Annotated in this window: 26 protein-coding genes; 14 read left to right on the forward strand and 12 right to left on the reverse strand. The window is 71.4% G+C overall.

Annotated features, from left to right (window positions below):
- Positions 1 to 3 precede the first annotated feature (3 nt).
- Positions 4 to 675, reverse strand: coding sequence for a HEAT repeat domain-containing protein (locus OG285_RS30045; RefSeq protein WP_371792737.1), 672 nt, complete (start codon positions 673 to 675; stop codon positions 4 to 6).
- 141 nt (positions 676 to 816) lie between these two features.
- Here OG285_RS30045 and argC point away from each other — a divergent pair, with 141 nt between their 5' ends.
- The 6 genes from argC to OG285_RS30075 are packed head-to-tail and all read left to right on the forward strand — an operon-like array spanning position 817 to position 5,802.
- Entirely contained in the window at positions 817 to 1,845 is a 1,029-nt protein-coding gene (gene argC, locus OG285_RS30050; RefSeq protein WP_371792738.1) for an N-acetyl-gamma-glutamyl-phosphate reductase, read from the forward strand.
- Positions 1,842 to 1,976, forward strand: coding sequence for a hypothetical protein (locus OG285_RS30055; RefSeq protein WP_356829472.1), 135 nt, complete (start codon positions 1,842 to 1,844; stop codon positions 1,974 to 1,976). Before argC ends, OG285_RS30055 begins: the two co-directional genes overlap by 4 nt.
- Positions 1,973 to 3,124, forward strand: a complete 1,152-nt coding sequence (gene argJ, locus OG285_RS30060; RefSeq protein ID WP_371792739.1) for a bifunctional glutamate N-acetyltransferase/amino-acid acetyltransferase ArgJ — start codon at positions 1,973 to 1,975, stop codon at positions 3,122 to 3,124. Before OG285_RS30055 ends, argJ begins: the two co-directional genes overlap by 4 nt.
- Positions 3,121 to 4,044 (forward strand): acetylglutamate kinase, encoded by a 924-nt coding sequence (argB, locus tag OG285_RS30065; RefSeq protein ID WP_356829468.1) that lies wholly within the window; start codon positions 3,121 to 3,123, stop codon positions 4,042 to 4,044. Before argJ ends, argB begins: the two co-directional genes overlap by 4 nt.
- Positions 4,041 to 5,225, forward strand: a complete 1,185-nt coding sequence (locus OG285_RS30070; protein WP_356829466.1) for an acetylornithine transaminase — start codon at positions 4,041 to 4,043, stop codon at positions 5,223 to 5,225. Before argB ends, OG285_RS30070 begins: the two co-directional genes overlap by 4 nt.
- A gap of 19 nt (positions 5,226 to 5,244) precedes the next feature.
- On the forward strand, positions 5,245 to 5,802 hold the full coding sequence (locus OG285_RS30075) for an arginine repressor (RefSeq protein ID WP_356829464.1): 558 nt from the start codon (positions 5,245 to 5,247) through the stop codon (positions 5,800 to 5,802).
- Between the two features lie 47 nt (positions 5,803 to 5,849).
- Here OG285_RS30075 and OG285_RS30080 read toward each other — a convergent pair whose 3' ends face one another.
- The 7 genes from OG285_RS30080 to OG285_RS30110 form a co-directional block, all read right to left on the reverse strand.
- Positions 5,850 to 6,551, reverse strand: coding sequence for a L,D-transpeptidase family protein (locus OG285_RS30080; protein ID WP_356829462.1), 702 nt, complete (start codon positions 6,549 to 6,551; stop codon positions 5,850 to 5,852).
- Positions 6,552 to 6,612: 61 nt separating this feature from the next.
- A complete protein-coding gene (locus OG285_RS30085; RefSeq protein ID WP_356829844.1) occupies positions 6,613 to 7,578 on the reverse strand; it encodes a bile acid:sodium symporter family protein in 966 nt (321 codons plus the stop codon).
- Positions 7,579 to 7,681: 103 nt separating this feature from the next.
- Positions 7,682 to 8,671: a PfkB family carbohydrate kinase gene (locus OG285_RS30090; protein WP_371792740.1), complete on the reverse strand. Its 990-nt coding sequence runs from the start codon at positions 8,669 to 8,671 to the stop codon at positions 7,682 to 7,684.
- Positions 8,668 to 10,131: a cytosine permease gene (locus tag OG285_RS30095; protein ID WP_356829458.1), complete on the reverse strand. Its 1,464-nt coding sequence runs from the start codon at positions 10,129 to 10,131 to the stop codon at positions 8,668 to 8,670. The genes OG285_RS30090 and OG285_RS30095 overlap by 4 nt, the downstream gene beginning before the upstream one ends.
- Positions 10,132 to 10,196: 65 nt before the next feature.
- Positions 10,197 to 11,195 carry an ADP-ribosylglycohydrolase family protein gene (locus OG285_RS30100; RefSeq protein ID WP_371792741.1) on the reverse strand — a complete coding sequence of 333 codons (999 nt, stop codon included), beginning with the start codon at positions 11,193 to 11,195 and terminating at the stop codon, positions 10,197 to 10,199.
- The gene (locus tag OG285_RS30105; protein ID WP_356829454.1) at positions 11,192 to 11,914 is read right to left on the reverse strand and encodes a GntR family transcriptional regulator; all 723 of its coding nucleotides are present in this window, start codon (positions 11,912 to 11,914) and stop codon (positions 11,192 to 11,194) included. The genes OG285_RS30100 and OG285_RS30105 overlap by 4 nt, the downstream gene beginning before the upstream one ends.
- Positions 11,915 to 11,980: 66 nt before the next feature.
- Positions 11,981 to 12,616 (reverse strand): pyridoxamine 5'-phosphate oxidase family protein, encoded by a 636-nt coding sequence (locus OG285_RS30110; protein WP_371792742.1) that lies wholly within the window; start codon positions 12,614 to 12,616, stop codon positions 11,981 to 11,983.
- A 159-nt stretch (positions 12,617 to 12,775) separates the two neighbouring features.
- Here OG285_RS30110 and OG285_RS30115 point away from each other — a divergent pair, with 159 nt between their 5' ends.
- The 3 genes from OG285_RS30115 to OG285_RS30125 all read left to right on the forward strand — a co-directional run bounded on the left by OG285_RS30115 (position 12,776) and on the right by OG285_RS30125 (position 16,619).
- On the forward strand, positions 12,776 to 13,969 hold the full coding sequence (locus tag OG285_RS30115) for an argininosuccinate synthase (RefSeq protein WP_371792743.1): 1,194 nt from the start codon (positions 12,776 to 12,778) through the stop codon (positions 13,967 to 13,969).
- 129 nt (positions 13,970 to 14,098) lie between these two features.
- Entirely contained in the window at positions 14,099 to 15,526 is a 1,428-nt protein-coding gene (gene argH, locus OG285_RS30120; RefSeq protein ID WP_356829450.1) for an argininosuccinate lyase, read from the forward strand.
- 121 nt (positions 15,527 to 15,647) lie between these two features.
- Complete coding sequence (locus tag OG285_RS30125) at positions 15,648 to 16,619, forward strand: aldo/keto reductase (protein ID WP_371792744.1); 972 nt, start codon at positions 15,648 to 15,650, stop codon at positions 16,617 to 16,619.
- A 46-nt stretch (positions 16,620 to 16,665) separates the two neighbouring features.
- Here the strand turns inward: OG285_RS30125 and OG285_RS30130 are convergent, their stop codons facing one another.
- Positions 16,666 to 17,610, reverse strand: a complete 945-nt coding sequence (locus OG285_RS30130; RefSeq protein ID WP_356829446.1) for a ribose-phosphate pyrophosphokinase — start codon at positions 17,608 to 17,610, stop codon at positions 16,666 to 16,668.
- A gap of 106 nt (positions 17,611 to 17,716) precedes the next feature.
- On the opposite strand from OG285_RS30130, the gene OG285_RS30135 reads away from it, so the two are divergent.
- Together OG285_RS30135 and OG285_RS30140 are read left to right on the forward strand one after the other, a co-directional pair.
- Positions 17,717 to 18,268 carry a helix-turn-helix domain-containing protein gene (locus OG285_RS30135; protein WP_356829444.1) on the forward strand — a complete coding sequence of 184 codons (552 nt, stop codon included), beginning with the start codon at positions 17,717 to 17,719 and terminating at the stop codon, positions 18,266 to 18,268.
- On the forward strand, positions 18,265 to 19,794 hold the full coding sequence (locus OG285_RS30140; RefSeq protein ID WP_356829442.1) for an MFS transporter: 1,530 nt from the start codon (positions 18,265 to 18,267) through the stop codon (positions 19,792 to 19,794). The genes OG285_RS30135 and OG285_RS30140 overlap by 4 nt, the downstream gene beginning before the upstream one ends.
- Positions 19,795 to 19,879: 85 nt before the next feature.
- Here the strand turns inward: OG285_RS30140 and OG285_RS30145 are convergent, their stop codons facing one another.
- Positions 19,880 to 20,551 carry a lysophospholipid acyltransferase family protein gene (locus OG285_RS30145; RefSeq protein ID WP_356829440.1) on the reverse strand — a complete coding sequence of 224 codons (672 nt, stop codon included), beginning with the start codon at positions 20,549 to 20,551 and terminating at the stop codon, positions 19,880 to 19,882.
- Between the two features lie 225 nt (positions 20,552 to 20,776).
- Here OG285_RS30145 and OG285_RS30150 point away from each other — a divergent pair, with 225 nt between their 5' ends.
- The 3 genes from OG285_RS30150 (at position 20,777) to OG285_RS30160 (ending at position 23,088) form a co-directional block, all read left to right on the forward strand.
- Positions 20,777 to 21,946, forward strand: coding sequence for a glycerophosphodiester phosphodiesterase (locus tag OG285_RS30150; protein ID WP_371792745.1), 1,170 nt, complete (start codon positions 20,777 to 20,779; stop codon positions 21,944 to 21,946).
- 77 nt (positions 21,947 to 22,023) lie between these two features.
- Positions 22,024 to 22,548, forward strand: a complete 525-nt coding sequence (locus OG285_RS30155) for a sigma-70 family RNA polymerase sigma factor (protein WP_356829436.1) — start codon at positions 22,024 to 22,026, stop codon at positions 22,546 to 22,548.
- A 36-nt stretch (positions 22,549 to 22,584) separates the two neighbouring features.
- Entirely contained in the window at positions 22,585 to 23,088 is a 504-nt protein-coding gene (locus OG285_RS30160; protein ID WP_371793652.1) for a GNAT family N-acetyltransferase, read from the forward strand.
- A gap of 37 nt (positions 23,089 to 23,125) precedes the next feature.
- Here OG285_RS30160 and OG285_RS30165 read toward each other — a convergent pair whose 3' ends face one another.
- Both OG285_RS30165 and OG285_RS30170 read right to left on the reverse strand, forming a co-directional pair.
- Complete coding sequence (locus tag OG285_RS30165; protein ID WP_356829432.1) at positions 23,126 to 23,539, reverse strand: hypothetical protein; 414 nt, start codon at positions 23,537 to 23,539, stop codon at positions 23,126 to 23,128.
- Positions 23,540 to 23,541: 2 nt separating this feature from the next.
- Positions 23,542 to 23,901: a hypothetical protein gene (locus OG285_RS30170; RefSeq protein WP_164267495.1), complete on the reverse strand. Its 360-nt coding sequence runs from the start codon at positions 23,899 to 23,901 to the stop codon at positions 23,542 to 23,544.
- Positions 23,902 to 24,358 lie beyond the last annotated feature (457 nt).

Genomic DNA, 24,358 nt, shown 5'->3' on the forward strand with positions numbered 1-24,358 from the left:
GTCCTACCGTCCCTCCCGGCCGGACCCGCCCAGGGCCACGACGCGCTTCGCCTCCTCGACCGCGCACTCGAAACCGGCGTCCGGGTCACGCAGCAGCCGTTCTGTGGCGAGCGCGTGCGCACGTACATCCGGGCCGGGGGCCGTCGTCGCGGCACGCAGAGCCGGCAGCACCACTTCACCCAGCGCGACCAGCGCCCGGCTGAGACTGCGCCGCGTCTCCCGCCCGCCGCGCCCGAGCTGCGTCGCCAGCACCGTGGCAAGCGCGGACTCCTCCCCTTCCGGTACGAGCACGACCGCGGCCCGCCAGGCGCTCCGCGCCACCTCGTCGTCGGCGTCCGAGAGGAGCGTCCGTGTGATGGCCGGCCACGCCTGCCGGTCCCCGATCTTGGACAGCGTATGCAGCGCCTGGCTCCGCGCCTGCGCACGCTCCGAGCGGACTTCGCGGAGCAGCCCGGGAAGCGTCATGAACACCGGGTGGCGGGTGAGCGCCCAGGTCAGCATGTCGCGGACGAGGAACTCGGGCTCGATCGCGCATCGTTCGACGAGCTTGTCGACGAAGCGCGGGTCCGGCGTCGTGCCGGCTGCCAGAGCGGCCCGCAGCCGCACGGACGGACGGTCGTCCTCCAGTCCCCGGAGCGCTCGTACCGCATCGGTGTCCTGTGTTGTGATCGCCATCTGGACCACCTCCTTGGTGAGCAGTGAAGGCCCTGTCACCGTGTCAAGGTCAAGCAGAGCCGTGTCCCCTTCGCCAAAAGCCCCCCTTTGCATAAAAGTGCAGCCTTGCGTATAGTCATGCCTTCGACGAGGAGGATTTCGATGGCGGTACGTGCAGCGGTGGCAGGAGCAAGCGGATACGCCGGCGGGGAACTCCTCCGTCTGCTGCTCGGCCACCCGGATGTCGAGATCGGTGCGCTCACCGGCAACTCCAACGCGGGCCAGGCGCTCGGCGCCCTGCAGCCGCATCTGCGGCCGCTGGCCGGGCGTGTGCTCCAGCCGACCACCGCGGACGTCCTCGCCGGTCACGACGTCGTCTTTCTCGCGCTGCCGCACGGGCAGTCCGCCGCCGTCGCCGAGCAGCTCGGTGACGACGTCCTCGTCGTCGACATGGGCGCCGACTTCCGGCTGAAAGACGCCGGGGACTGGGAACGGTTCTACGGCTCCCCGCACGCGGGGACCTGGCCGTACGGGCTGCCCGAGCTGCCCCGCGGGCGCAGCGCCCTCTCCGGGGCGAAGCGGATCGCCGTACCGGGCTGCTACCCGACAGCGGTGTCCCTCGCGCTCTTCCCGGCGTACGCGGCCGGTCTCGCCGAGCCCGAAGCGGTGGTCGTCGCCGCCTCCGGTACGTCCGGCGCCGGCAAGGCGGCCAAGCCGCACCTGCTCGGCTCCGAGGTGATGGGCTCGATGTCGCCGTACGGCGTCGGCGGGGGACACCGGCACACGCCCGAGATGATCCAGAACCTGAGCGCGGCGGCCGGCGAGCCGGTCACGGTCTCCTTCACGCCGACCCTCGCTCCCATGCCCCGCGGGATCCTGGCCACCTGCACCGCGAAGGCGAAGCCCGGTGTGAGCGCCGGGACGGTCCGTGCGGCGTACGAGAAGGCCCTCGCGGACGAGCCGTTCACGGAGCTGCTGCCGGAGGGGCTGTGGCCGTCGACCGGTTCCGTGTACGGCTCCAACGCGGTGCAGATCCAGGTCGCGTACGACGCCGCCGCCGGCCGGATCGTCGCCATCAGCGCCATCGACAACCTCACCAAGGGCACCGCGGGCGGCGCCCTGCAGAGCATGAACATCGCGCTCGGACTCCCCGAGGACCGAGGGCTTTCCACCATCGGGGTGGCGCCGTGAGCGGCGCACGCACGGCCGTCGGGCGGGCAACCGCCGGACGGCGCCAGCAGACCGGGGCCGCGCCGACGCGCCGCGCGGCCGGCAGTGACACGAGCCGCCACAGCGGCGGGGCGAACGAGGAGATGCAGTGAGCGTCACGGCAGCGAAGGGATTCACGGCAGCGGGCATCGCCGCCGGAATCAAGGAGAGCGGCGGACCCGACCTGGCCCTCGTGGTCAACGCCGGGCCCCGGCTGGCCGCCGCGGGCGTCTTCACCTCCAACCGCGTCAAGGCCGCGCCGGTCCTCTGGTCCGAGCAGGTACTCAAGGGCGGCACCGTCGGAGCCGTGGTCCTCAACTCCGGTGGCGCCAACGCCTGCACCGGACCCAGGGGCTTCCAGGACACCCACGCCACCGCCGAGAAGGCCGCCGAGGTCCTCGGCGGCAACGCGGGTGAGGTCGCGGTCGCGTCGACCGGGCTCATCGGTCTGCCGCTGCCCATGGACAAGCTGCTGCCCGGCATCGAGCGGGCCGCCGCCGAACTCTCCCCGCACGGCGGCGAGAAGGCCGCCATCGCCATCAAGACCACCGACACCGTCCACAAGACCGCCGTCGCCGGCGGGGACGGCTGGAGCGTCGGCGGGATGGCCAAGGGCGCGGGCATGCTCGCCCCGGGTCTCGCCACCATGCTCGTCGTGCTCACCACCGACGCCGACCTGGACAGCCCGGTCCTGGACCGGGCGCTCCGGGCCGCCACCCGTACGACCTTCGACCGGGTCGACTCCGACGGCTGCATGTCCACCAACGACACCGTGCTGCTGCTCGCCTCCGGTGCCTCCGCAGCGGTGCCCGGCGACGAGGAGTTCGCCGAGGCCGTCCGTACGGTCTGCGCCGACCTGGCCCGCCAGCTGATCGGCGACGCCGAGGGCGCCAGCAAGGACATCCGCATCGAGGTCGTCAACGCCGCGACCGAGGACGACGCCGTCGAGGTGGGCCGCTCCATCGCCCGTAACAACCTCCTGAAGTGCGCCATCCACGGCGAGGACCCCAACTGGGGCCGGGTGCTCTCCGCGATCGGCACCACATCCGCCGCCTTCGAGCCCGACGAGCTCAACGTCGCCATCAACGGTGTCTGGGTCTGCAAGAAGGGCTCCGTCGGCGAGGACCGCGAACTCGTCGACATGAGGTACCGCGAGGTGAAGATCACCGCCGACCTGGCGGCGGGCAGCGAGTCGGCCGTGATCTGGGCCAACGACCTGACCGCCGACTACGTCCACGAGAACAGCGCGTACAGCTCATGAGCGCCCGCAAGCACACCGCGCTCCCCAAGGCGCAGACCCTCATCGAGGCGCTGCCCTGGCTGACGCGCCACCACGGCAAGACCGTCGTCATCAAGTTCGGCGGCAACGCCATGGTCGACGAGGAGCTCAAGGCCGCCTTCGCCCAGGACGTCGTCTTCCTGCGGCACGCCGGTCTCAGGCCCGTCGTCGTGCACGGCGGCGGCCCGCAGATCAGCGCACAGCTCGACCGGCACGGCCTGGTCAGTGAGTTCAAGGCCGGGCTGCGGGTGACGACGCCCGAGGCGATGGACGTCGTACGGATGGTGCTCGCGGGCCAGGTGCAGCGCGAACTCGTCGGGCTGCTCAACCAGCACGGCCCGTTCGCGGTCGGTATGACCGGCGAGGACGCGAACACGATCACCGCCGTCCAGCACTTCCCGCAGATCGACGGCGAGGCGGTCGACATCGGCCGGGTCGGCGAGATCACCGGGATCGACATCGGCGCGATCGAGGCGCTGCTGGAGGACGGCCGCATTCCCGTCGTCTCCTCCATCGCCCGCAGCGCCGAGGACAACCACGTCTTCAACGTCAACGCCGACACCGCGGCCGCCGCGCTGGCCGCCGCACTGAACGCCGAGACACTGATGGTCCTCACCGACGTGGAGGGCCTCTACGAGGACTGGCCGAACAGCGACGACGTCATCAGCAGGCTCACCGCGAAGCAGCTGGAGAAGCTCCTCCCGGAGCTGGCCAGCGGCATGGTGCCCAAGATGCAGGGCTGCCTCTTCGCCGTACGCAACGGCGTCACCACCGCCCGCGTCATCGACGGGCGGGTCCAGCACTCGATTCTGCTGGAGATCTTCACCGACGAGGGAATCGGCACGATGGTCGTGCCGGACACCGGGACAGAAACCACTGGCGCCACTGAGGGGGAGTCATGAGCAACCAGGAACTCGCACAGCGCTGGCAGGGCGCTCTGATGGACAACTACGGCACGCCGAAGCTCTCCCTGGTGCGCGGCGAGGGCGCCACCGTGTGGGACGCCGAAGGCACCGCGTACACCGACTTCGTCGGCGGCATCGCCGTCAACGCGCTCGGCCACGCCCACCCCGCGGTCGTCGAGGCCGTCTCCCGGCAGATCGCCTCGCTCGGCCATGTCTCCAACCTCTTCATCGCCGAACCGCCCGTCGCGCTCGCCGAACGGCTGCTCCAGGCCTTCGGCCGCCCCGGCCGGGTGTACTTCGCCAACTCCGGGGCCGAGGCCAACGAGGCCGTCTTCAAGATCGGCCGGCTCACCGGGCGTACGCACATGGTCGCCACCCAGGGCGCGTTCCACGGCCGGACCATGGGCGCGCTCTCGCTCACCGGGCAGCCCGGCAAGCAGAACGGCTTCGAGCCGCTGCCCGGTGTGGTCACCCACGTCCCGTACGGCGACGCGGAAGCGCTGCGCGCGGTCGTCACGGAGAACACCGCCTTCGTGATCATCGAACCGATCCAGGGCGAGAACGGCGTCGTCGTCCCGCCCGCCGACTACCTCCGGGCCGCCCGGGAGATCACCCGCGCCACCGGCACGCTGCTGGTGCTCGACGAGGTGCAGACGGGCATCGGGCGCACCGGCCACTGGTTCGAGCACCAGGCGCACGACGGGGTCGACCCCGATGTCGTCACGCTCGCCAAGGGTCTCGGCGGCGGTCTCCCGCTGGGCGCGGCCGTGGCCTTCGGGGCGGCCGCCGAGCTGCTGCACCCCGGTCAGCACGGCTCCACCTTCGGCGGCAACCCGGTGGCGTGCGCCGCCGGGCTCGCCGTGCTGGACACGATCCACACGGACGGAATCCTCGACCGGGTGAAGGGCACGGGCGAGAAGCTGCGCACCGGGATCGAGGCGCTGGGACACCCCCTGGTCGGCCACGTCCGCGGCGCCGGACTGCTGCTGGGTATCGTGCTCACCGAGTCCCGCGCGCCCCAGGTGCAGCAGGCGGCTCAGGAGGCAGGCTTCCTGGTGAACGTGACCGGCCCCGATGTCGTACGGCTGATGCCGCCGCTGATCATCGGTGACGACGACGTGGACGCGTTCCTCCGGGCGCTGCCCGGCGTTCTCGACCAGGCCAACGGGGAAGAGTGATCCGCAGAGTGAGGCGACGATGACCGAGGCGCAGCAGACCGAGCACGAGACGCAGGACGCCGAGCACGGCGGGCCGTCCGTCCCGCAGACCCGGACGGCCCGCCACCGCCGGATCGTGGACATCCTCAACCGGCAGCCGGTGCGCTCGCAGAGCCAGCTCGCCAGGCTGCTCGCGGACGACGGGCTGAGCGTCACCCAGGCGACGCTCTCCCGCGATCTCGACGAGCTGGGCGCCGTGAAGATCCGCAACACCGGTGGTGAGCTGATCTACGCGGTGCCCAGCGAGGGCGGCTACCGCACGCCGCACGCCCCGCTCGGCGAGTCCGCCAAGGAGGAGCGGATGCGCAGGCTCTCGTCCGAGCTGCTGATCTCGGCGGAGGCCTCGGCCAACCTGGTGGTGCTGCGTACGCCGCCGGGCGCCGCCCAGTTCCTCGCCTCGGCCATCGACCAGGCCGAACTGCACGACATCCTCGGCACGATCGCCGGGGACGACACGCTGATGCTGATCAGCCGGGACCCTGCGGGCGGGCAGGCGCTCGCCGACCATCTGCTGCGACTGGCGCAGAACCCACGCTGACCGCGTGCCGGTCCCGGCCGTCCGTCCCGTCGGTTCCTCCCGTTCCGTCAGTAACGGGTCAGGGCGGTCGGCCCGGACCGGGTGCCGATCGCGATGTGCGGACGGCGCCCCGGTTCGGCCCAGGTGAGGAGGCGGTCGACCGCGGCCGCCGGTACGGACACACAACCGGCCGTCGCGCCACTGCCGTTGACGTGCAGGAAGATCCCGGCGCCCCGCCCGCGCACCGGACGCGCGTAGTTGAACCCGACGACCAGCGCCCGGGCGTACTGCGTCGGATAGCCGCTCAGCCGCTCCGCGTCACTGGCCCGGCAGTCCCCGGGACGCGGGTCCACCCAGCGGTTGTACGCACGGGACGCGTTGTCCTCGCACCACCACGAACTCCCCCTGACCGCCCGGTAGGGGTAACGGGTCCCGGCGGGCGCCGCCTTGATCCCGAAGGCGTACGGCAGGTCGTAGATGCCGGTGGGGGTGGTGTCCGTGCCCTGTCGGCGCGTCGCGCCGTCGGCCAGCCCCTTCTCGCCGAAGCGGGCCGCGGCCGTGCCGGTCCTGTGCCACCGTCCGCCGCGCAGGTCCCACCAGCTCAGCGTGCCGGTGGTGGAGTGCAGCGACGGGGCCTCCGCGGTGATCAGCTGGGAGCCGCCGCCGGTGTCGGCGAGCCGTTCCGGCAGGGGACGGTCACCGGCGGGCCGGGCCGCGAGGGAACCCGCGACGGCCAGCAGAACCGAACCTGCCACCAGGAATCTGCGCATGTTCCGGACCGTACGCGGCGGCCGGGCGCACCGCCCGCGGTGCTGCTCCGTCCGGGCGGTACTAAACCGCCTCCGGGGCCGCCTCCGCCTTCCGGGACCGGTACGACATCCAGGCCGCGACCAGGGCCCCGGACACGTTGTGCCAGACCGAGAAGATCGCCGCGGGCAGCGCTGCCAGCGGGCTGAAGTGGGCGGTGGCCAGCGAAGCTGCCAGGCCCGAGTTCTGCATGCCCACCTCGAAGGCCATTGCCCGGCTCCCCGGTTTCCCGAGACCGGCAGCCCTGCCCGCTCCGTAACCGAGCAGCAGCCCGAGGCCGTTGTGGAGGACCACGGCCAGCAGCACCATCGCCGCCGCCGACTTGATCGCCGCCGCGCTCCCGCCGACCACGACCGCGACGATGACCGCGACGGTGACGGCGGAGAGCCAGGGCAGCGCGCCCAGCACCCGGTCCACGTAACGGCCCGCCAGGAACCGCACCGTCAGACCGGCCAGCACCGGCAGCAGCACCGTCTTGAGGATGTCGGTCATCATCGAGCCCGCGTCGACCGGCAGATAGGCGCCCGCGAGCAGCAGCGTCAGCGGCGGGGTGACCAGCGGGGCGAGCACCGTCGACACGGTGGCCACCGACACCGAGAGCGCCACGTCGCCGCGTGCCAGATAGGTGACGACATTGGACGCCGTACCGCTCGGCGCGCAGCCCACCAGGATGACTCCCGCCGCCAACTGGGGTGAGAGACCGAGGACATGGGCGATCAGCCAGCCGAGTCCCGGCATGATCACATAGTGCGCGACCAGTCCGAGCCCCACGGCCCACGGCCGTTTCGCCACCCCCTGGAAGTCCACCTTGGTCATGGTCAGTCCCATGCAGAACATGACCACGCCCAGCAGATACGGGACGGAGACGCTCCACCCCGCGAAGGTGCCCGGGGTGGCGAGACCTGTCGCCCCCGCCACCAGGACGAGTACGGGGAAGACCGTGACCGCGCGGCGGGCCGCCCGGTCGGTGGCGCCTGCGGGGTCGGTCATACCGGCGGGACCGGTGGATTCCTGGATCACTTGTTCGTTCTGCACCTGAGTGATGCAACGCTGCTCGCGCACTCCGCCGCAATCCCGTCTCGTTATGTGGTCTTTACATCGATCGTGCGGGCAGTGCGGCCAGCCGCTCCGCGAGCGGGTCGGAACCGAGGAACTCCACCAGCTCCGCGATACCGGGTGCGGTCGCCGGACCGCGCCGGGTCACCGCGCAGGCCGCCGACGCGTTGGCGCCGCGCGCCGCAGACAGCGGGTCGAGCCCCAGGCCGAGCAGCGCGAGGAACGCCCCGACGTGGGCGTCGCCCGCGCCGTTGCTGTCGACCGCCTCGACCGGGAAGCCGGGCACATGGACCGCCTCCGCGCCGGGCGCGGCCAGCCAGCAGCCGTCCTTGTCGGCCCGCACCAGCACCCCGGCGCCGGATGCGAGCCGCTCCCGCAGCGCGGCGGCGGACCGTCGCGGATCCTCGTGACCGGTCAGCAGCCGCCCCTCGCGGGCGTTGCAGCTGAGCCAGTCGGCCCGCGCCAGGACCGGGCCGAGGATCTCCCCGGGGATGTCGGCGACGAGGGGGCCCGGGTCGAAGCAGACCGTGACCCCGGCCGGCAGCCCGGCGGTGAAGCGGGAGAGCAGCGGGCCGTTCACCGGCATCACCAGGCCGTACCCGGACAGCTGGACCATGTCCCCGTCCCTGAGCCGCCCTGTCACGACGGCCAGTTCGGCCGCGGTCAGCCGGGCGTCGACCCCGAAGCTGGTCACGAACGTCCGCTCGCCCCCGGCGTCCACCAGCGCGACGCAGAAGCCGGTGTCGCCGTCCTCGCGGACCGGCAGCACGGTCCGTACGCTCTCCGAGGCCAGCGCCTCCCGTACGAGATCGCCGTGCGGGCCCGTGCCGTGCAGCCCCGCGTACACCGCGTCGGTGCCCAGCCTGCGGGCCGCGACCAGGGTGTTGAACCCGCCGCCCGCCGTCCGGGACGCGTGCGAGCCGATGACGTCGCCGCCCCGCTCGGGCAGTGCGGGGATCTCGATCACCAGATCGACGATGACGTTTCCGGCGAGTACCAGACGGGGGTTGGGCGGGCGGGGGTTCATCGGACGGCCTCCTCAAGGGCGGGCTCGGGGGCGGCGGACACCGGGGAGCGGCGGCCGGCCAGCAGGTGGACGGCGGCGCCGACCGCCATGGAGACGGCCCAGCCCAGTCCGTTGGTGCCGAACCAGCTCCCGGCCAGCGGGCCGGAGAACCAGACGTCGTTCTTGCCGGTGGACGCCTCGGTGAAGAGGAGCCCGGCCACGATCGCGGCGACCCAGGCGAGCACGGCGGGCAGCCGGAAGCCGCCGGTGTACCAGTAGGCGCTGGTGCGGGTGGTGTCCATCAGGGCCGTTTCGTCGTACGTACGGCCGCGCAGCGTGTCCACGGCGATCACCCCGATCCACGCCGAGATCGGCACGGCCAGGAGGGTCAGGAAGGTGGAGAAGGGCCCGTAGAAGTCACCGGCGATCAGCATGAAGTAGATGCCGCCGAGGAACATCAGGACGACGTCGACGAGCACCGCCGCCGCCCGCGGCACCTTCAGCCCCAGCGTGATCATGGTGAGGCCGGCCGAGTAGGTGGAGAGGTGGTTGGACATCAGGAGTCCGCCGAACGCCGCGATCAGATACGGGATCGCCATCCAGGACGGCAGCATCGCGTTGATGGCGGCGACCGGGTCCGAGGCCGTGGCGAGGGTCGGGTCGCCCGCGGTGAGCAGCGAGCCGAGCGAGATCAGCAGTACCAGCGGGATACCGGCGCCGAAGGCGGAGGCGGTGATCAGCCGGGAGCCCCGCACCGAGCGCGGGAGGTAGCGGGCGTAGTCCGCGCCGGCGTTGGCCCAGCCGATACCGGTGCCCGCGGCGATGAACCCGATCCCCGCGATGACACCGCTGGTGGGTCCGGACGGAGCGTGCAGCACCTTGGACCAGTCGACGGTCGCGACCAGGAACCCCATCACGACCAGGTTCAGCACGCCGAAGAGCACCGTGGCCCACTTGTTGATCCACATGATGGTGGCGTGGCCGAGACCGCTGATCAGCAGGGTGCAGGCGATGAAGACCAGGAGGCAGACCACGGTGAGGACGGTGTTCTTGTGCACTCCGAAGGCGACCCCGAGCAGAGCCAGCAGGGCGTACGCGGCGGTGGTCGTCGTGATCGTCTCCCAGCCCACCCGGCTCAGCCAGGTGATCAGGGTCGGACCCGCGTTGCCGCGCTGCCCGAAGACCGCCCTGGACAGCGTGAGCGCGGGGGCTCCGCCCTTCTGGCCCGCGATGCTCAACGCGCCGACCAGCGCGAACGAGCCGAACGCACCCACGACGGCGACCAGCGCCGCCTGCCAGATGTTCAGGCCGCGGAAGGCGACGAGCGTCGCACCGAGGGGCAGCCCGAGGAGCGAGATATTGGCGGCGAACCAGGTCCAGAACATCTGGCTCGCATGGCCATGGCGTTCACTGTCGGGGACCGGTTCGATTCCCCGGGTCTCCACGGTGCCGACGCGATCGTTCTTCGTTGAAGCGGCCATGACGGAACCTCCTTGCACGGTGCGTTGTGGGAATGGCTGCGTAGTGAAACGGGGGAGCCCGGGGCTCAGCGGAGCGCGAGCAGCCGCTCGGTCAGTGGTTCCAGCGCGAGGCCGTTGACGGCCCTGAGCGTGCGTACGGCGTCGGGGGGCAGCCCCGCCAGCCCGCTCACGGACCCTGCGACGGCGCCCGCGATGGCCCCGATGGTGTCGCTGTCACCGCCGAGGTTGGCGGCGAGCAGGGTGCTGCGCCAGGGGTCGCCACCGGTCAGCGCGAGGACGGCGAAGGCCGCGGGGACGGACTCCTGGCTGGCCACGCTGGTGCCGATGAGCGCGACGATACGGTCGAGGGCTTCGGCCTCGTCCAGCCCGCGCACCAGCTCACGGGCCCAGGAGATCCGGGCGGAGATGTCCGCCCCGGCGATCCAGTTGCCGCGTGCGGACCCGGCACGGGCCGCGGTGACCGCCGCCGCGAAGGCGTCGTCCAGCGTACCTCCCGCGACTCCGGTGCTCACCGCTGCCGCGACGGCCGCCGCTCCCGCGATCCCCACGTTCGTGTCATGCGTGACCTGGCAGGACTCCACGACCCGGTCGAGGAACCGGGGCAGCGGCTCCACCGCGCAGGCGATACCGACGGGGGTGACGCGCATGGCGGCGCCGTTGGTGGTGCCGGTCCTGCCCGCCTCCTTGATGTCCGCGCCGCCCGCGACGGCGTCGAGCGCCGCCTTGGTGGAGGGACCGAGCAGATCGAAGGAGCCCCTGGCCTTCATCTCCTTCTCCCAGGCGAGCAGCTCGGCGGCGAAGCGGAGCGGGTCGATGTGCCCGGCGCCCTCCACGAGCAGCCGGCCCACGATGACGGCCTGGTCGGTGTCGTCGGTGACCGAGCCCGCGGGCATCCCGGCGCTGACCGGGTTGTCGTGCTGTGCGGGCTCGAAGCCGGTGATGCTGCCGTAGACCCGTACGACGTCCTCGCGGGACATCACCTGGGTGGGCATGCCCAGGGCGTCCCCGAGCGCGAGGCCGTAGAAGGCGCCGAGGGCGCGGTCGAGCAGGTGCGGGTCGGTCATGCGTGGCCTCCTCGGCCGGTGGTGCGGACGTGCAGCTGGAACCGGGACGGGTCGAGCAGGCTGGTGACCTGCTCCACGACGGAGCCGTCGGCGGCCCGGAACACCTGGGACTGGTGGAGGAACGCCTCACCGGGAGAGCGGCGCAGTGCGTTGGCTTCGGCCTCGTCGATGGGGGAGACCGAGATCCGGGCCTCGGCGGAGTCGGCGATCCGGCCCGCCGCGACGAGCGCCTTCTGCAGCGAACCGTTCTCCAGCCCGCGCTCGGCCAGCCCGGCGAGTGCGCCGACGGCGGGCACCCGGCTGCGCTCCAGCGAGATGCCGTGCCCGTCGGGCAGCCGCCTGACCCGGTCCAGCGCGATGAACCCGGCCGTCGCCAGACCGAGTGCGGCGGCGAGCGGCTGATCGGAGACGGTCTCGAACCGGAGCACCTCGGTGGTCAGCTCGGTGCCCCGGTCGGCGAGGGCCTGGGTCCAGCCGAGCCGGTTGTCCAGCGGTGTCCCGTCGAAGGTGACGAACGAGCCGATTCCGGCGTGGGTGGCGATCAGACCCTGCTCGCCCAGCTCGTTGAGCGCCTGCCGCACGGTGGTGCGGCTGACTCCGAAGCGCTCCCGCAGAGTGTGCTCACCGGGCAGCTTGCTGCCGTCGGCGTGCACACCGGCGCGGATCTCCTCGGCGAGGATGCGTGAGATGCGGTGATGCTTATGAACCTGTCCAGGCATGTCTAGAACGTAAGCGGAGCACACCCCTCCAGTCCATGGTTCACAGCAAAAACTTTTCCGGGCGCCTCACCGGTTCCCGTGTTTCCCGGGAAGCCCCGGCCCGTTCGATTGGCCTGCGTCGGTCAGGGGTGGCAGCGGAAGCGGCAGTCCCGGAAGGCCGTCGATGCTGGCCGCGATGTGTTCCTTCTTCTCGAAGTACGCGCCGAGGCTGCTGTCGTCCTCGCGTTCGAAGCGCCGGGCGTGCAGCGTCCGGTCGTTCTCGTACGCCATGTTGGGCACCGCGAATCCGCAGGTGTCCCTGATCAGCTCGGCGGTCACCACGATGATCGCCCGCAGTCCGTGCCGGGAGTGATCGGTCCCGGCGAAGTGCCGGAGCAGTCCGGTGAACCGCGGGTCGTCGCGGAAGACCGGCTCGCCGTGGCCGTGCACCCGCACGATGTTGGGTGGCCCCTGGAAGGCGCACCACATCAGGGTGATGCGGCCGTTCTCCCTGAGGTGGGCGATGGTCTCCGCGTTGCTCCCGGCGAAATCCAGGTAGGCCACGGTCTGCTCGTCGATGACCGCGAACGAGCCGCTGATTCCCTTGGGGGAGAGGTTGACGGTCCCGTCACCGTCGAGCGGGGCGGTCGCCGTGAAGAAGATGCGCTGTTCCTCGATGAAGGTCCTCAGCCGTCCGTCTATGCACGCGTACGTCTTTCCCATACGGGAATTATCGGCCGGGGCCGCCGGGGTGCAGGGGCTTTCGCCCGGTGGGGCCGGCCGGCCCGCAGTTCGGGCGCGGGATCCACCGGCGGCTTTGACAAAACATACGGAGGATTGCATAGTTATGCCCATCAGTGATCGCACCGTAAGGAGAAGCCCGTGACCGAGCGCGTCGTACTCGCCTACTCGGGAGGCCTGGACACCTCTGTCGCCATCGGCTGGATCGCCGAGGAGACGGGCGCCGAGGTCATCGCTGTCGCCGTGGACGTCGGCCAGGGCGGCGAGGACCTGGACGTCATCCGCAAGCGCGCCCTCGCCTGCGGTGCGGTCGAGGCCGAGGTCGCCGACGCCAGGGACGAGTTCGCCGACGAGTACTGCCTCCCGGCGATCAGGGCCAACGCGCTCTACATGGACCGCTACCCGCTGGTCTCCGCGCTCTCGCGGCCGGCCATCGTCAAGCACCTCGTGGCCGCGGCCAGGAAGCACGGCGCCACCACGGTCGCCCACGGCTGCACCGGCAAGGGCAACGACCAGGTCCGCTTCGAGGCCGGCATCACCGCGCTCGGCCCCGACCTCACGTGCATCGCGCCGGTCCGTGACTACGCGATGACCCGCGACAAGGCCATCGCCTTCTGCGAGGCGAAGAACCTCCCGATCGCGACGTCCAGGAAGTCCCCGTACTCCATCGACCAGAACGTCTTCGGGCGCGCCGTCGAGACCGGGTTCCTGGAGGACATCTGGAACGCGCCGATCGAGGACGTGTACGAGTACACCGCGAACCCGGCGGAGCCACGCGAAGCCGACGAGGCCGTCATCTCCTTCAAGGAGGGCGTCCCGGTAGCCATCGACGGCAGGCCCGTCACCGTCCTGCAGGCGATCCAGCAGCTCAACGAACGGGCCGGCGCCCAGGGCATCGGCCGCATCGACATGGTCGAGGACCGGCTCGTCGGCATCAAGTCCCGGGAGATCTACGAGGCGCCCGGCGCCATCGCGCTGATCACCGCCCACCAGGAGCTGGAGAACGTCACGGTCGAGCGCGAACTGGCCCGCTACAAGCGGCAGGTCGAGCAGCGCTGGGGCGAGATGGTCTACGACGGCCTGTGGTTCTCCCCGCTCAAGCGGGCCCTGGACGGCTTCATCAACGAGGCCAACCAGCACGTCACGGGCGACATCCGGATGACGCTGCACGGCGGCCGCGCCACCGTCACCGGCCGTAGGTCCAGTGAGTCGCTGTACGACTTCAACCTGGCGACCTACGACTCGGGCGATACTTTCGACCAGTCCAAGGCACAGGGTTTCATCGAGATCTTCGGCCTCTCCGCGAAGATCGCGGCCAAGCGCGACCTGGCCTGACCCGACCCGACCGAACCGACTCGTACGGCGTCCCCCTCCCCGCTCCTCCGCGGCGGGGAGGGGGTCCCCCCCCGGCCCTCAGGGCCTTGGGGGAAGCCGTGCATCCCGACCCTCTCGAGGAGCAACTCAGTGAGCAGCAACACCGGTGACGTCCGGCTCTGGGGCGGCCGTTTCGCCGACGGTCCTGCCGAGGCGCTGGCCCAGCTGTCCGCGTCCGTCCACTTCGACTGGCGGCTCGCACCGTACGACATCGCCGGCTCCCGCGCCCATGCCCGCGCGCTGCACACGGCCGGGCTGCTCACGCCGGACGAACTGGCCCGGATGCAGGACGGCCTCGACCGGCTGGCGGCCGACGTCGCCGACGGATCGTTCACCGGCACGGTCGCCGACGAGGACGTCCACACCGCGCTGGAGCGCGGACTCCTGGAGCGGGTCGGCCCCGACCTCGGCGGCAAGCTGCGGGCGGGCCGGTCCCGCAACGACCAGATCGCGACCCTCTTCCGGATGTACCTGCGCGACCACGCCCGGACCATCGGCGGTCTGATCGCCGACCTCCAGGACGCGCTGGTCGGCCTCGCCGAGGCGCACCCGGACGTGGCGATGCCCGGCCGCACCCACCTCCAGCACGCTCAGCCCGTGCTCTTCGCCCACCACGTGCTGGCCCACGTCCAGTCGCTGTCCCGGGACGCCGAGCGGCTGCGCCAGTGGGACGAGCGCACCGCGGTCTCGCCGTACGGGTCGGGGGCGCTGGCCGGGTCCTCGCTGGGGCTCGACCCCGAAGCGGTCGCCGCCGACCTCGGCTTCGAGCGCGGCTCGGCCGGCAACTCGATCGACGGCACCGCCTCGCGGGACTTCGTCGCCGAGTTCGCCTTCATCACGGCGATGATCGGCATCAACCTCTCGCGGATCGCCGAGGAGATCATCATCTGGAACACGAAGGAGTTCTCCTTCGTCACCCTCCACGACGCCTTCTCGACCGGCTCGTCGATCATGCCGCAGAAGAAGAACCCGGACATCGCGGAGCTGGCGCGCGGCAAGTCCGGCCGGCTGATCGGCAATCTGACGGGGCTGATGGCCACCCTCAAGGCCCTGCCGCTCGCGTACAACCGCGACCTCCAGGAGGACAAGGAGCCGGTCTTCGACTCCTGCGACCAGCTGGAGGTCCTGCTGCCCGCCTTCACCGGCATGATGGCGACGCTGACCGTCCACCGCGAGCGGCTGGAGGAGCTGGCCCCGGCGGGCTTCTCGCTCGCCACCGACATCGCCGAGTGGCTGGTCAGGCAGGGTGTTCCCTTCCGGGTCGCGCACGAGGTCGCCGGTGAGTGCGTCAAGGAGTGCGAGCGCCACGGCATCGAGCTGGACCAGCTCACGGACGAGCAGTTCGCGAAGATCTCCGAGCATCTGACGCCGGAGGTCCGTACGGTGCTCGACGTCCCCGGCGCGCTGGCCTCCCGCAGCGGCCGCGGCGGCACCGCACCGTCGGCGGTCGCCGTACAGCTCATCGAGGTCAAGGCCAGTCTGGTCATCCAGCACGCCTGGGCAGCGGCGAAGAAGTAGCCGCACCGCCACCGGGTCCGACAGCGCCCGGCACCTCCACCCGGGTGCCGGGCGCTGTCGTGCGCGATCGCGGGTAGGGGTGACAGGGACCGCATCCCCCGACCCGCGCAGGGAGCCCCCGATGCCCTTCGCCCGCCTCACGGCAGCGACCACCCCCACGGCCCACATCGGACTCGGCCTGGCAGCCGTAGGCAGGCCGGGCTACATCAACCTCGGCCGCGACCAGGACCTGCCCGCCGACCGCAGCCCGGAGAACCTGCTCGCCCGTACGCATGAACTCCTGGACGCCGCCTACGCGCAGGGCGTGCGCTACTTCGACGTCGCCCGCTCCTACGGCCGCGCCGAGGCGTTCCTCGCCGAGTGGCTGCACGCCAGGCCCGCCGTCCAGGACGTCGTGATCGGCAGCAAGTGGGGCTACACCTACACCGCGGACTGGCGCACCGACGCCGAGGTCCACGAGGTCAAGGACCACAGCGTCGCCACCTTCGACCGGCAGCGCACCGAGACCGGCATGCTGCTGGGGGAGCGGCTGGACCTCTACCAGATCCACTCCCTGACCACCGACAGCCCGGCCCTGACCGACACCGGGCTGCACGCCCGGCTGGCCGCGCTCGCGGCGGAAGGCGTGACGGTCGGGTTCTCCACGAGCGGCCCCGCCCAGGCGGACACCGTCCGGGCGGCGCTCGCGGTCACGGTCGACGGCGCACCGCTCTTCCGCTCGGTGCAGAGCACCTACAACCTGCTGGACCCCTCGGTGGGCGAGGCGCTGGCAGAGGCCCACGAGGCGGGGCTCTCCGTGATCGTCAAGGAGGCGGTGGCCAACGGCCGTCTGGCCGGCAGCGCAGCGCCGGCACCGCTGCGCGACATCGCCGAGGAGACCGGTACGACCCCCGACGCCGTCGCGCTGGCCGCGATCCTGCGCCGCCCCTGGGCGACGGTGGTGCTCTCCGGGGCGGCCACCGCCGTACAGCTGTCGGCCAATCTGCACGCGGCGGTGGCCGACCTCGGCGACGAGCAGCTGGAGCGGCTGGCCGGGCTGCGCGAGGAGCCCGCCGCGTACTGGCAGCAGCGGGCGAAACTGCCCTGGAGCTGACGACGGCCCCGAACCGGGCCCCGGCGCCGGGCCGGGGCCCGGGTTCTCAGGACGGGTCGAAGAGCGCGCTCACCGATTCGCCGTTGTGGATCCGCCGCATCGCCTCGGCCAGTGCCGGGGCGATGGAGAGGACCGTGAGCTTGTCGGTGTGCTCACCGGGCGGTATCGGCACGGTGTTCGTGCAGACGATCTCCAGCACGTCGGGCTGGTCCGAAAGCCGCTTGAGCGCACCCGAGGCGAACAGCCCGTGCGTACAGGCCACCCGGATCGACCGCGCTCCCAACTCGCGGAGCCGGTCGAGGAGTTCCAGTACGGTGCTGCCCTTGGCGATCTCGTCGTCCAGGACGATGATGTCGCGGCCCGCGACCTCACCGATGACGGAGCTGATGGCCACCCGGTCGTCGGCGAAGCGCTGCTTGGCGCCGGCCGCCACCTGTACGCCCAGCATCCGCGCGAAGGCCGCCGCCTCCTTGGCATTGCCGAGGTCCGGCGAGACGACCGTGGTACGCGAGACGTCGTAGCCGCGGAAGTGTTCGGCCAGCTCGCGCAGCGCGTGCAGATGGTCGACCGGGACCGAGAAGAACCCGTGCACCTGGGGGGAGTGCAGGGTCAGCGCCAGCACCCGGCTCGCCCCGGAGTTCACCAGCAGATCCGCCACCAGCCGGCCCCCGATGGAGATCCGCGGCGCGTCCTTCTTGTCCGAACGGGCGTAGGCGTAGTGCGGCATCACCACGGTGATCCGGCCGGCCGACGCGCCACGGGCCGCGTCGCACATCAGCAGCAGCTCGACGAGGTTCTCCTGCACCGGGGTGACCAGGGGCTGGATCAGGAAGACGTCCCGTTCACGGCAGTTGGCCTGGAGCTGTACCTCCAGGCAGTCGTTGGCGAACCGGTTGACCCGTACCGGACTCAGGGGAACGCCCAGATGCGCGGTGACCTCCTCGGCCAGCTCGGGGTGGGCGCTACCGCTGAATACGGCGATGTCTCGCACGTACCGCTCCTTGATCGGTCGGAGTCCGTCGAACCGGCGTCTCGCGGCCATGCTACTGGGCGAAATGGATGAGACGTAGCTGTCTCATTGTGGTTATGGTTGTCTCATGACTGTCGACCGGGACCAGGTGCTGCGCACCGCGGCCACCCTGCTCACCCGTAAGGCGACCGCCACCATGGACGAGGTCGCCAGGGCGGCCGGGATCGGCCGGGCCACCCTCCACCGGCACTTCGCGGGCCGCGACGCGCTGGTCAGGGCCCTGGAGGAGTTCGGCATCGCGGAGTTCGAGGCGGCGCTCGACGCGGCCAGGACCGACGAGGGAACGGCCGTGGACGCACTGCGGCGCTTCATCGACGAAGTCCGGCCCTCCGCCGGGCTGCTCGCCTTCCTCGTCACCGAGAACGAACTCTTCGAGGGCAAAGCGGTGAACGAGGGCTGGGCCCGGCTCGACGCCCGCGTCTCCGCCCTCTTCCGGCGCGGCCAGGAGGCCGGGGAACTCCGGATCGACCTCACCCCCGCATGGCTGACCGAGGCGCTCTACGGGCTCATCGGCACCTGCGCGTGGGCAATACAGGACGGCCGGGTCGCGGCCAATGACTTCTCTTACATGATCGCCGAGTTGCTGCTCGGCGGCGCACAACGGAGCGTGGAGCAATGACCGGTACCACCCGGCGGACGAGCGGCTCCGAGGACACTCGCAGTCCCAGCCGCTGGCTCGCCCTTGCCGTGCTCGTCCTCGCCGTGCTGCTGGTCGCCGTCGACGCGACCGTGCTCGGCCTGGCGACCCCCTTCCTGAGCGAGGACCTCAAACCATCGGGCACCCAGCTGCTCTGGATCGGCGACATCTACTCGTTCGTCATCGCCGGACTGCTGGTCTCCATGGGCAGCCTCGGCGACCGGATCGGCCGTAAGAAGCTGCTGCTCACCGGTGCTGTCGCCTTCGGCGGGATCTCCGTGCTGAACGCCTACGCGAACAGTCCCGAGATGATGATCGCCGCGAGGGCGCTGCTCGGCGTCGCGGGTGCCACGCTGATGCCGTCCACCCTGGCGCTGATCCGCAACATCTTCCACGACCCGAAGGAACGCAGCCTCGCCGTCGGGATCTGGGGCGCGGCCGCGTCGGCCGGTACCGCGGTCGGTCCGGTGGTCGGCGGTTTCCTGCTGGAGAACTTCTGGTGGGGCTCGGTCTTCCTCATCAACCTGCCGGTGATGCTGGTCCTCGTGGTGGTCGGCGTGAAGGTGCTGCCCGAGTCGCGCGACCCGCACCCCGGCCCGTGGGACCTGGTCAGTGTGGGCCTCTCGCTGGTCGGCGTGATGGCAGTGGTGTACGCGGTGAAGGAGGCGGCGGCCAACGGCATCCACTGGGACACCCTGGCGTCCGCCGTGGTCGGCGTGCTGGCCCTGCTCTGGTTCGCCCGTCGCCAGCTGACCCTGGAATCGCCGCTGCTCGACATGCGGCTCTTCCACCACCGTGGCTTCTCCGGGGCGGTCCTGGCCGATCTGCTGACCATTCTCGGCCTCTCGGGACTCGTCTTCTTCCTCTCGCAGTTCCTCCAGCTGGTGCAGGGGCGTTCCCCGCTGGCCGCCGGTCTGATCGAACTTCCGGCAGCAGTGGGAGCGGTCGCCACCGGGCTGATGGCCGGATACATGGCGCGCCGGGCGTCGGTGCGCAGCGCGGTGGCCGGCGGTCTGGCGGCGGTCGCGGTGGCCCTCGCGGGCTGTGTGTGGGTCAGCTCGTCGACCGGTGTGGTGGCGCTGGGGGCGGCCCTGTTCTTCGGTGGTCTCGGAGCGGGTCTGGCCTTCACCGTGACCTCCGACGTCCTTCTCTCCAGCGTCCCCAAGGACCAGGCGGGCGCGGCGTCCGCCGTGTCCGAGACCGCGTACGAACTGGGTACGGCACTGGGGATCGCCCTGCTCGGCTCGGTGGTCACCGGCATCTACCGGGGCTTCTCCATCCCGCACGGGGTTCCCGCGGGCGCGGCGGAAGCGGCCCACGAGTCGCTCGGCGGCGCCGTCGAGGCGGCGAAGACCCTGCCCCACGACCAGGGCGCCGCGCTGCTCTCCTCCGCCCAGGAGGCCTTCACCCACGGTTTCCAGGCGGCGGCCGGAGTCGGCTCCGTCGTCCTGTTCGCCACAGCGGTGACGTCGTGGTTCCTGCTCAGGGGGCAGAAGCTCGACGTCTGACGCCACCGCTCGCCACTGCACGTACGGCGGAGGGCCACCCGGGACGATCCGGGTGGCCCTCCGCCGTACATGCAGTGGTGCCGGGTCAGGCGGCCTTCGCCTTCGTGGCGTAGATGTCGACGTACTCCTGGCCGGAGAGCCGCATGACCTCGGCCATCACCGAGTCCGTGACCGCGCGCAGCACGTAGCGGTCGCGGTCCATGCCGTCGTAGCGCGAGAACTCCATCGGCTCACCGAAGCGGACCGTGACCTTCCCGGGCCGCGGCAGACCGGAGCCGTTCGGCTGGATCTTGTCCGTACCGATCATCGCGAACGGCACCACGGGTGCGCCCGTCATCAGGGTCAGCCGTGCGATGCCCGTACGGCCGCGGTACAGCCGTCCGTCGGGGGAGCGGGTCCCCTCCGGGTAGATCGAGAACGCCTTGCCGTCCTCCAGGATCTGGCGGCCGGTCATCAGGGCGGCGACACCGCCGCGTCCGCCGTCGCGGTCCACCGGGATCATCCCGACACCGGTGAAGAACCAGGCCATCAGACGGCCCTTCAGCCCCTTGCCCGTGACGTACTCGTCCTTGCCGATGAAGAAGACCTGCCGCTGCACGCAGATCGGCATGATCATCGAGTCGATGAACGTCAGGTGGTTGCCGGCGAGGATGACCGGACCTGTCCCGGGGATGTTCTCGACGCCTTCCACCCGCGGGCGGAACATCAGACGCATGATCGGTCCGAGCACTGCCTTGATGAGCGCCAGTCGGGACAACGGTTCCTCCGGAATCGGGGCCGGGCGGCCACGGTGAAGTATGTGCAGGTCGGTACGGTACTCGCGCGCCGTGGCACGGCGCACATCGGGTTCACCCCATTGATGCGCGGTGCAGACGCGAGTTCGAGCCGTGTTCTGCGCGGTTTCACTCCACGTTAGGCGCAACTCCCTACCATCGGGCCCTTCAGCGTTGACAGGTGCGGGACATCACAGCGAGGAGTGCCCATGTCGCACGGCGGACAGACAGGACCCGGACGGCGCACACTGCTCGGCGCGGCGGTGCTGGGTACGGCCGCGCTGGGCCTCCCGGGAACGGCGAACGCCGAAGGGCCCGGCCCCGGTCACGGCGGGCCGGGCGGCGGCCGCGGCAGCTCGTACGAGGACCTGCTCGTGCCCACGGTCATCGGTCACCGCGGAACGGCCGGCTACCGCCCCGAGCACACGCTCGGTTCGTACCGGCACGCTCTCGACCTCGGTGCCGACATCATCGAGCAGGACGTGGTGCCCACCAGGGACGGGCACCTCGTCTGCCGCCACGAGAACGACATCACCGCGACCACGGACGTCTCCGCGCACGCGCGGTTCGCGGACCGCCGGACCACGAAGTCGGTCGACGGGACCGCCATCACCGGCTGGTTCACCGAGGACTTCACCCTCGCCGAGCTGAGGACGCTCCGGGCCAAGGAGCGCATTCCGGCCAACCGCCAGCACAACACGCTCTATGACGGCCGCTGGCCGGTCCCCACCTTCGAAGAGGTGCTGCGCTGGGCGGAGCTGGAGGGCCGCAAGCGCGGCAGGCCGGTCTGGCTCCACACCGAGACCAAACACCCCACCTACTTCCGCGGGCTCGGCCTCGGCCTTGAGGAGCGCCTGGTCGCGCTGTTGCGCAAGTACGGCCGGGACCGACGCGATTCCCCGCAGTTCGTCCAGTCCTTCGAGCCGGGTTCCATCCAGCGCCTCGCCCGGCTCGCCGGCACCCCGGGCATCGTGCTGCTCGCCGATCCGGCGAGCCGGCCCTGGGACTTCGTACAGTCGGGCGACCCGCGCACGGTGGCCGACCTGCAGATCCCGGCGGGGCTGAAGTGGATCGCCTCCTACGCCCGGGGCATCGGGCCCACGCTCGACTCGGTCATCCCGAAGGACCGCGACGGCCGTCTCACCGAGCCGACCACCCTGGTGCGGGACGCCCACGCGCGGGGCCTGCTCCTCCACCCGTACACGATGCGCAACGAGAACACCTTCCTGCCCGCGGACTTCCGGCGCGGTACGGACCCGAACGCCTACGGCGACGCCTTCGGTGCGTTCCGGGCGTACTTCGCGACGGGGATCGACGGGGTCTTCTCCGACAACGCGGACACGGCGCTGCTCGCGGCCGCCGACCACCGCGCCCGCTGACGCCGCCGCCCTTCCCGTACGGGTGAGATACCGCCGCCGGGGCAACCGAGCCCCGCGGCGGCCGCGTCCCGCCCGGCATGGATCTCGTCACCGAACTGAGCCCGCTGCTCGCGGCCGAGGCGGCAGCAGAAGCAGCCGCGGCCGGAATGGACCCCGCCGACCTCGAACAGGCTGTCTGGGTGCGGCTGCTGGAGCAGACCCCCGCCGAGCCGCGGCGCTGGGTCCGTTCCGCCGTGCGGGCCGAGGCGCGCCGGGCGCGGCGGCAGGCCAGACGGGAACTGCCGTACGCAGCCGAGCCGTACGCCGCTGTACCGTTCGCCGCCGAACCGTACGCGGACCCCGAAACGCGCCCCGAGTCCGCGGTGCTCGCCGCCGAGCGGCGCCGCGCGGTGCGGGCCGCCGTGAGCCGGACACCGGGGCGCTGCCCCCGGCTGCTCGCCGCGATGCTCTCGCCCGCCGACCCCACCTACCGCGAGATCGCCGGGGAGTTGGGTATGTCACAGGGGAGTCTGGGGCCGGTTCGTTCCCGATGTCTGGGATGTCTGCGGAGAATGCTGACGGCGGAGGTTGCGGCCGGGGGCCGGTGGGGAAAGGAGCGTTAGACATCCGGTGAACAGGTGAGCGGGAGGCATGCGCACATGGGCATGAGCGTGACCATCTCAGCGGCGACCGCGCAGGACGCCGAGCAGATTCTGAAACTCCAGTACCTGTGCTACCAGAGCGAGGCAGAGCTCTACGGCGACTACTCCATCGAGCCGCTCACGCAGACGCTCGACGCGCTGCGGGCCGAACTCGCCGAAGGCCACGGGCTGGTGGCACGGCTGGGCGGCGAGGTGGTGGCCTCCGTGCGCGGCGGGGTGGACGCATCGGGCACGGCCCGGATAGCCAAGCTGATCGTCCACCCGAGGATGCAGCGGCACGGCATCGGCGGACGGCTGCTCACCGCCATCGAGGCCAAGTTCGCGGCGGATGCCGCCGCCAGGCGCTTCCAGTTGTTCACCGGCCACCGGAGCGAGGGCAATCTGCGGCTGTACCGCAGCCACGGGTACGTGGCGGTGTCGACCGAGCCCACCGGCGGTGCGGTCACGGTGGTGACGCTGGAGAAGGAGGCCGGGGCGCGCGCGTACGTGCAGAGCGCCTGAGGGCCGCCGGGCGACCGGAACTCCGTGCGCGGGGCCGTCAGTTCCGGGCGGCCCTGCGCAGCCAGAGCATCCCCAGCACCGGGAGGATCACCGGGATGAAGAGGTAGCCCATCCCGTAGTCCGACCAGACCGTGGCGTCCGGGAACGATCCGGGGGCGGCCAGCGTCCAGGTGCCGACGACGAGGACGAAGACCAGCTCGGCGGCGCAGCACACCAGCGCCGCCCGGCGGGCCTTCTCGCCGCCGCGCACCAGCGAGTAGGTGATGAAGCCGTACACCAGGGCCGCCAGGGCCGAGAGCGAGTAGGCCAGCGGCGCCTTGCCGAAGTCCATGATCATCTGGACGACCGAGCGGGAGGCGGCCGCGACGGTGAACACCCCGTAGAACCAGACGAGTACCCGGCCGGGGCCGGTGCCCAGCTCGTACCGGGGCTTCTCCTCAGCTGTGGTCATCGTCAGTTTCCCCAGATGTCGTAGAGCCGGACTTCCAGCACGGCCAGGACCACCGCGCCCGCGGCGACCGTCACCGATCCCCAGCGGGTCCGCTCGGTCAGCGAGAGGAACCCGGCGGCGGGCACAGCGGCGAAGGCGCCGATCAGATAGGCGATGAAGATCGCCTTGCCCTGCTCGGGCCGCTCGCCCCGGGCCAGCTGCACGATGCCGATCACCAGCTGCGCCAGGGCCAGGACCGAGACGACGGCCATACCGATGAAGTGCCAGTCCTTCGTGGGCTGGTCCCGGTAGGCGGCGTAACCGCACCAGGCGGCGAGGGCGAGCGCGGCCACAGTGACCGCGACCGTCAGGGCGACAAGCATGGAGCCGAGGGTATTACGGCGCGGACCGCCCGCCGCGCGCGGCCCCCGGCGCCCGGCGGCGATCAAGCTCGTGGCCTTGGCCACAGCGCGGACCCCCGTCCGCCCGTCCGCCCGGACCGCCCGCACTCCGCTCCGTGCGGTGTCGCCGCAGGCCGGAGCCGGTCCACGGACCGGCGGCCGACGGTCGCGGAGCTCGTCCACGACCGTCCGTTATACGGACAAGCGTGCCCGGGCCGTTCTCACTTCTGCTTTACTTGCCGCATGACCACGACGAGCAGCCGCACCCTTGCGACCGAGGCGATCAGCACGCCCGGTGCTCGTTGTATGTGTCGAATGCGCGCCTTCTGAGGGTCCCCGCCCGCGCCCCGAAGCGGGACCGAGAGCCGGGCCGCCCGCCTCCGCACCCGTGCGGACACGGCAGCCGCCCGGCCACGCGCACGAAAGCCTCCCGGTCACC

Origin of the sequence: Streptomyces sp. NBC_01471, from assembly GCF_041438865.1 — a bacterium.
Lineage (GTDB): Bacteria > Actinomycetota > Actinomycetes > Streptomycetales > Streptomycetaceae > Streptomyces.

Excerpts from the sequence above, each read along its gene's own strand:
- OG285_RS30045 (WP_371792737.1), bottom strand. The coding sequence starts at position 675 with ATGGCGATCACAACACAGGACACCGATGCGGTACGAGCGCTCCGGGGA.
- argC (WP_371792738.1), top strand. The coding sequence starts at position 817 with ATGGCGGTACGTGCAGCGGTGGCAGGAGCAAGCGGATACGCCGGCGGG.
- argB (WP_356829468.1), top strand. The coding sequence starts at position 3,121 with ATGAGCGCCCGCAAGCACACCGCGCTCCCCAAGGCGCAGACCCTCATC.
- OG285_RS30070 (WP_356829466.1), top strand. The coding sequence starts at position 4,041 with ATGAGCAACCAGGAACTCGCACAGCGCTGGCAGGGCGCTCTGATGGAC.
- OG285_RS30075 (WP_356829464.1), top strand. The coding sequence starts at position 5,245 with ATGACCGAGGCGCAGCAGACCGAGCACGAGACGCAGGACGCCGAGCAC.
- OG285_RS30080 (WP_356829462.1), bottom strand. The coding sequence starts at position 6,551 with ATGCGCAGATTCCTGGTGGCAGGTTCGGTTCTGCTGGCCGTCGCGGGT.
- OG285_RS30085 (WP_356829844.1), bottom strand. The coding sequence starts at position 7,578 with ATGACCGACCCCGCAGGCGCCACCGACCGGGCGGCCCGCCGCGCGGTC.
- OG285_RS30090 (WP_371792740.1), bottom strand. The coding sequence starts at position 8,671 with ATGAACCCCCGCCCGCCCAACCCCCGTCTGGTACTCGCCGGAAACGTC.
- OG285_RS30095 (WP_356829458.1), bottom strand. The coding sequence starts at position 10,131 with ATGGCCGCTTCAACGAAGAACGATCGCGTCGGCACCGTGGAGACCCGG.
- OG285_RS30100 (WP_371792741.1), bottom strand. The coding sequence starts at position 11,195 with ATGACCGACCCGCACCTGCTCGACCGCGCCCTCGGCGCCTTCTACGGC.
- OG285_RS30105 (WP_356829454.1), bottom strand. The coding sequence starts at position 11,914 with ATGCCTGGACAGGTTCATAAGCATCACCGCATCTCACGCATCCTCGCC.
- OG285_RS30110 (WP_371792742.1), bottom strand. The coding sequence starts at position 12,616 with ATGGGAAAGACGTACGCGTGCATAGACGGACGGCTGAGGACCTTCATC.
- OG285_RS30125 (WP_371792744.1), top strand. The coding sequence starts at position 15,648 with ATGCCCTTCGCCCGCCTCACGGCAGCGACCACCCCCACGGCCCACATC.
- OG285_RS30135 (WP_356829444.1), top strand. The coding sequence starts at position 17,717 with ATGACTGTCGACCGGGACCAGGTGCTGCGCACCGCGGCCACCCTGCTC.
- OG285_RS30140 (WP_356829442.1), top strand. The coding sequence starts at position 18,265 with ATGACCGGTACCACCCGGCGGACGAGCGGCTCCGAGGACACTCGCAGT.
- OG285_RS30150 (WP_371792745.1), top strand. The coding sequence starts at position 20,777 with ATGTCGCACGGCGGACAGACAGGACCCGGACGGCGCACACTGCTCGGC.
- OG285_RS30155 (WP_356829436.1), top strand. The coding sequence starts at position 22,024 with ATGGATCTCGTCACCGAACTGAGCCCGCTGCTCGCGGCCGAGGCGGCA.
- OG285_RS30160 (WP_371793652.1), top strand. The coding sequence starts at position 22,585 with ATGGGCATGAGCGTGACCATCTCAGCGGCGACCGCGCAGGACGCCGAG.
- OG285_RS30165 (WP_356829432.1), bottom strand. The coding sequence starts at position 23,539 with ATGACCACAGCTGAGGAGAAGCCCCGGTACGAGCTGGGCACCGGCCCC.
- OG285_RS30170 (WP_164267495.1), bottom strand. The coding sequence starts at position 23,901 with ATGCTTGTCGCCCTGACGGTCGCGGTCACTGTGGCCGCGCTCGCCCTC.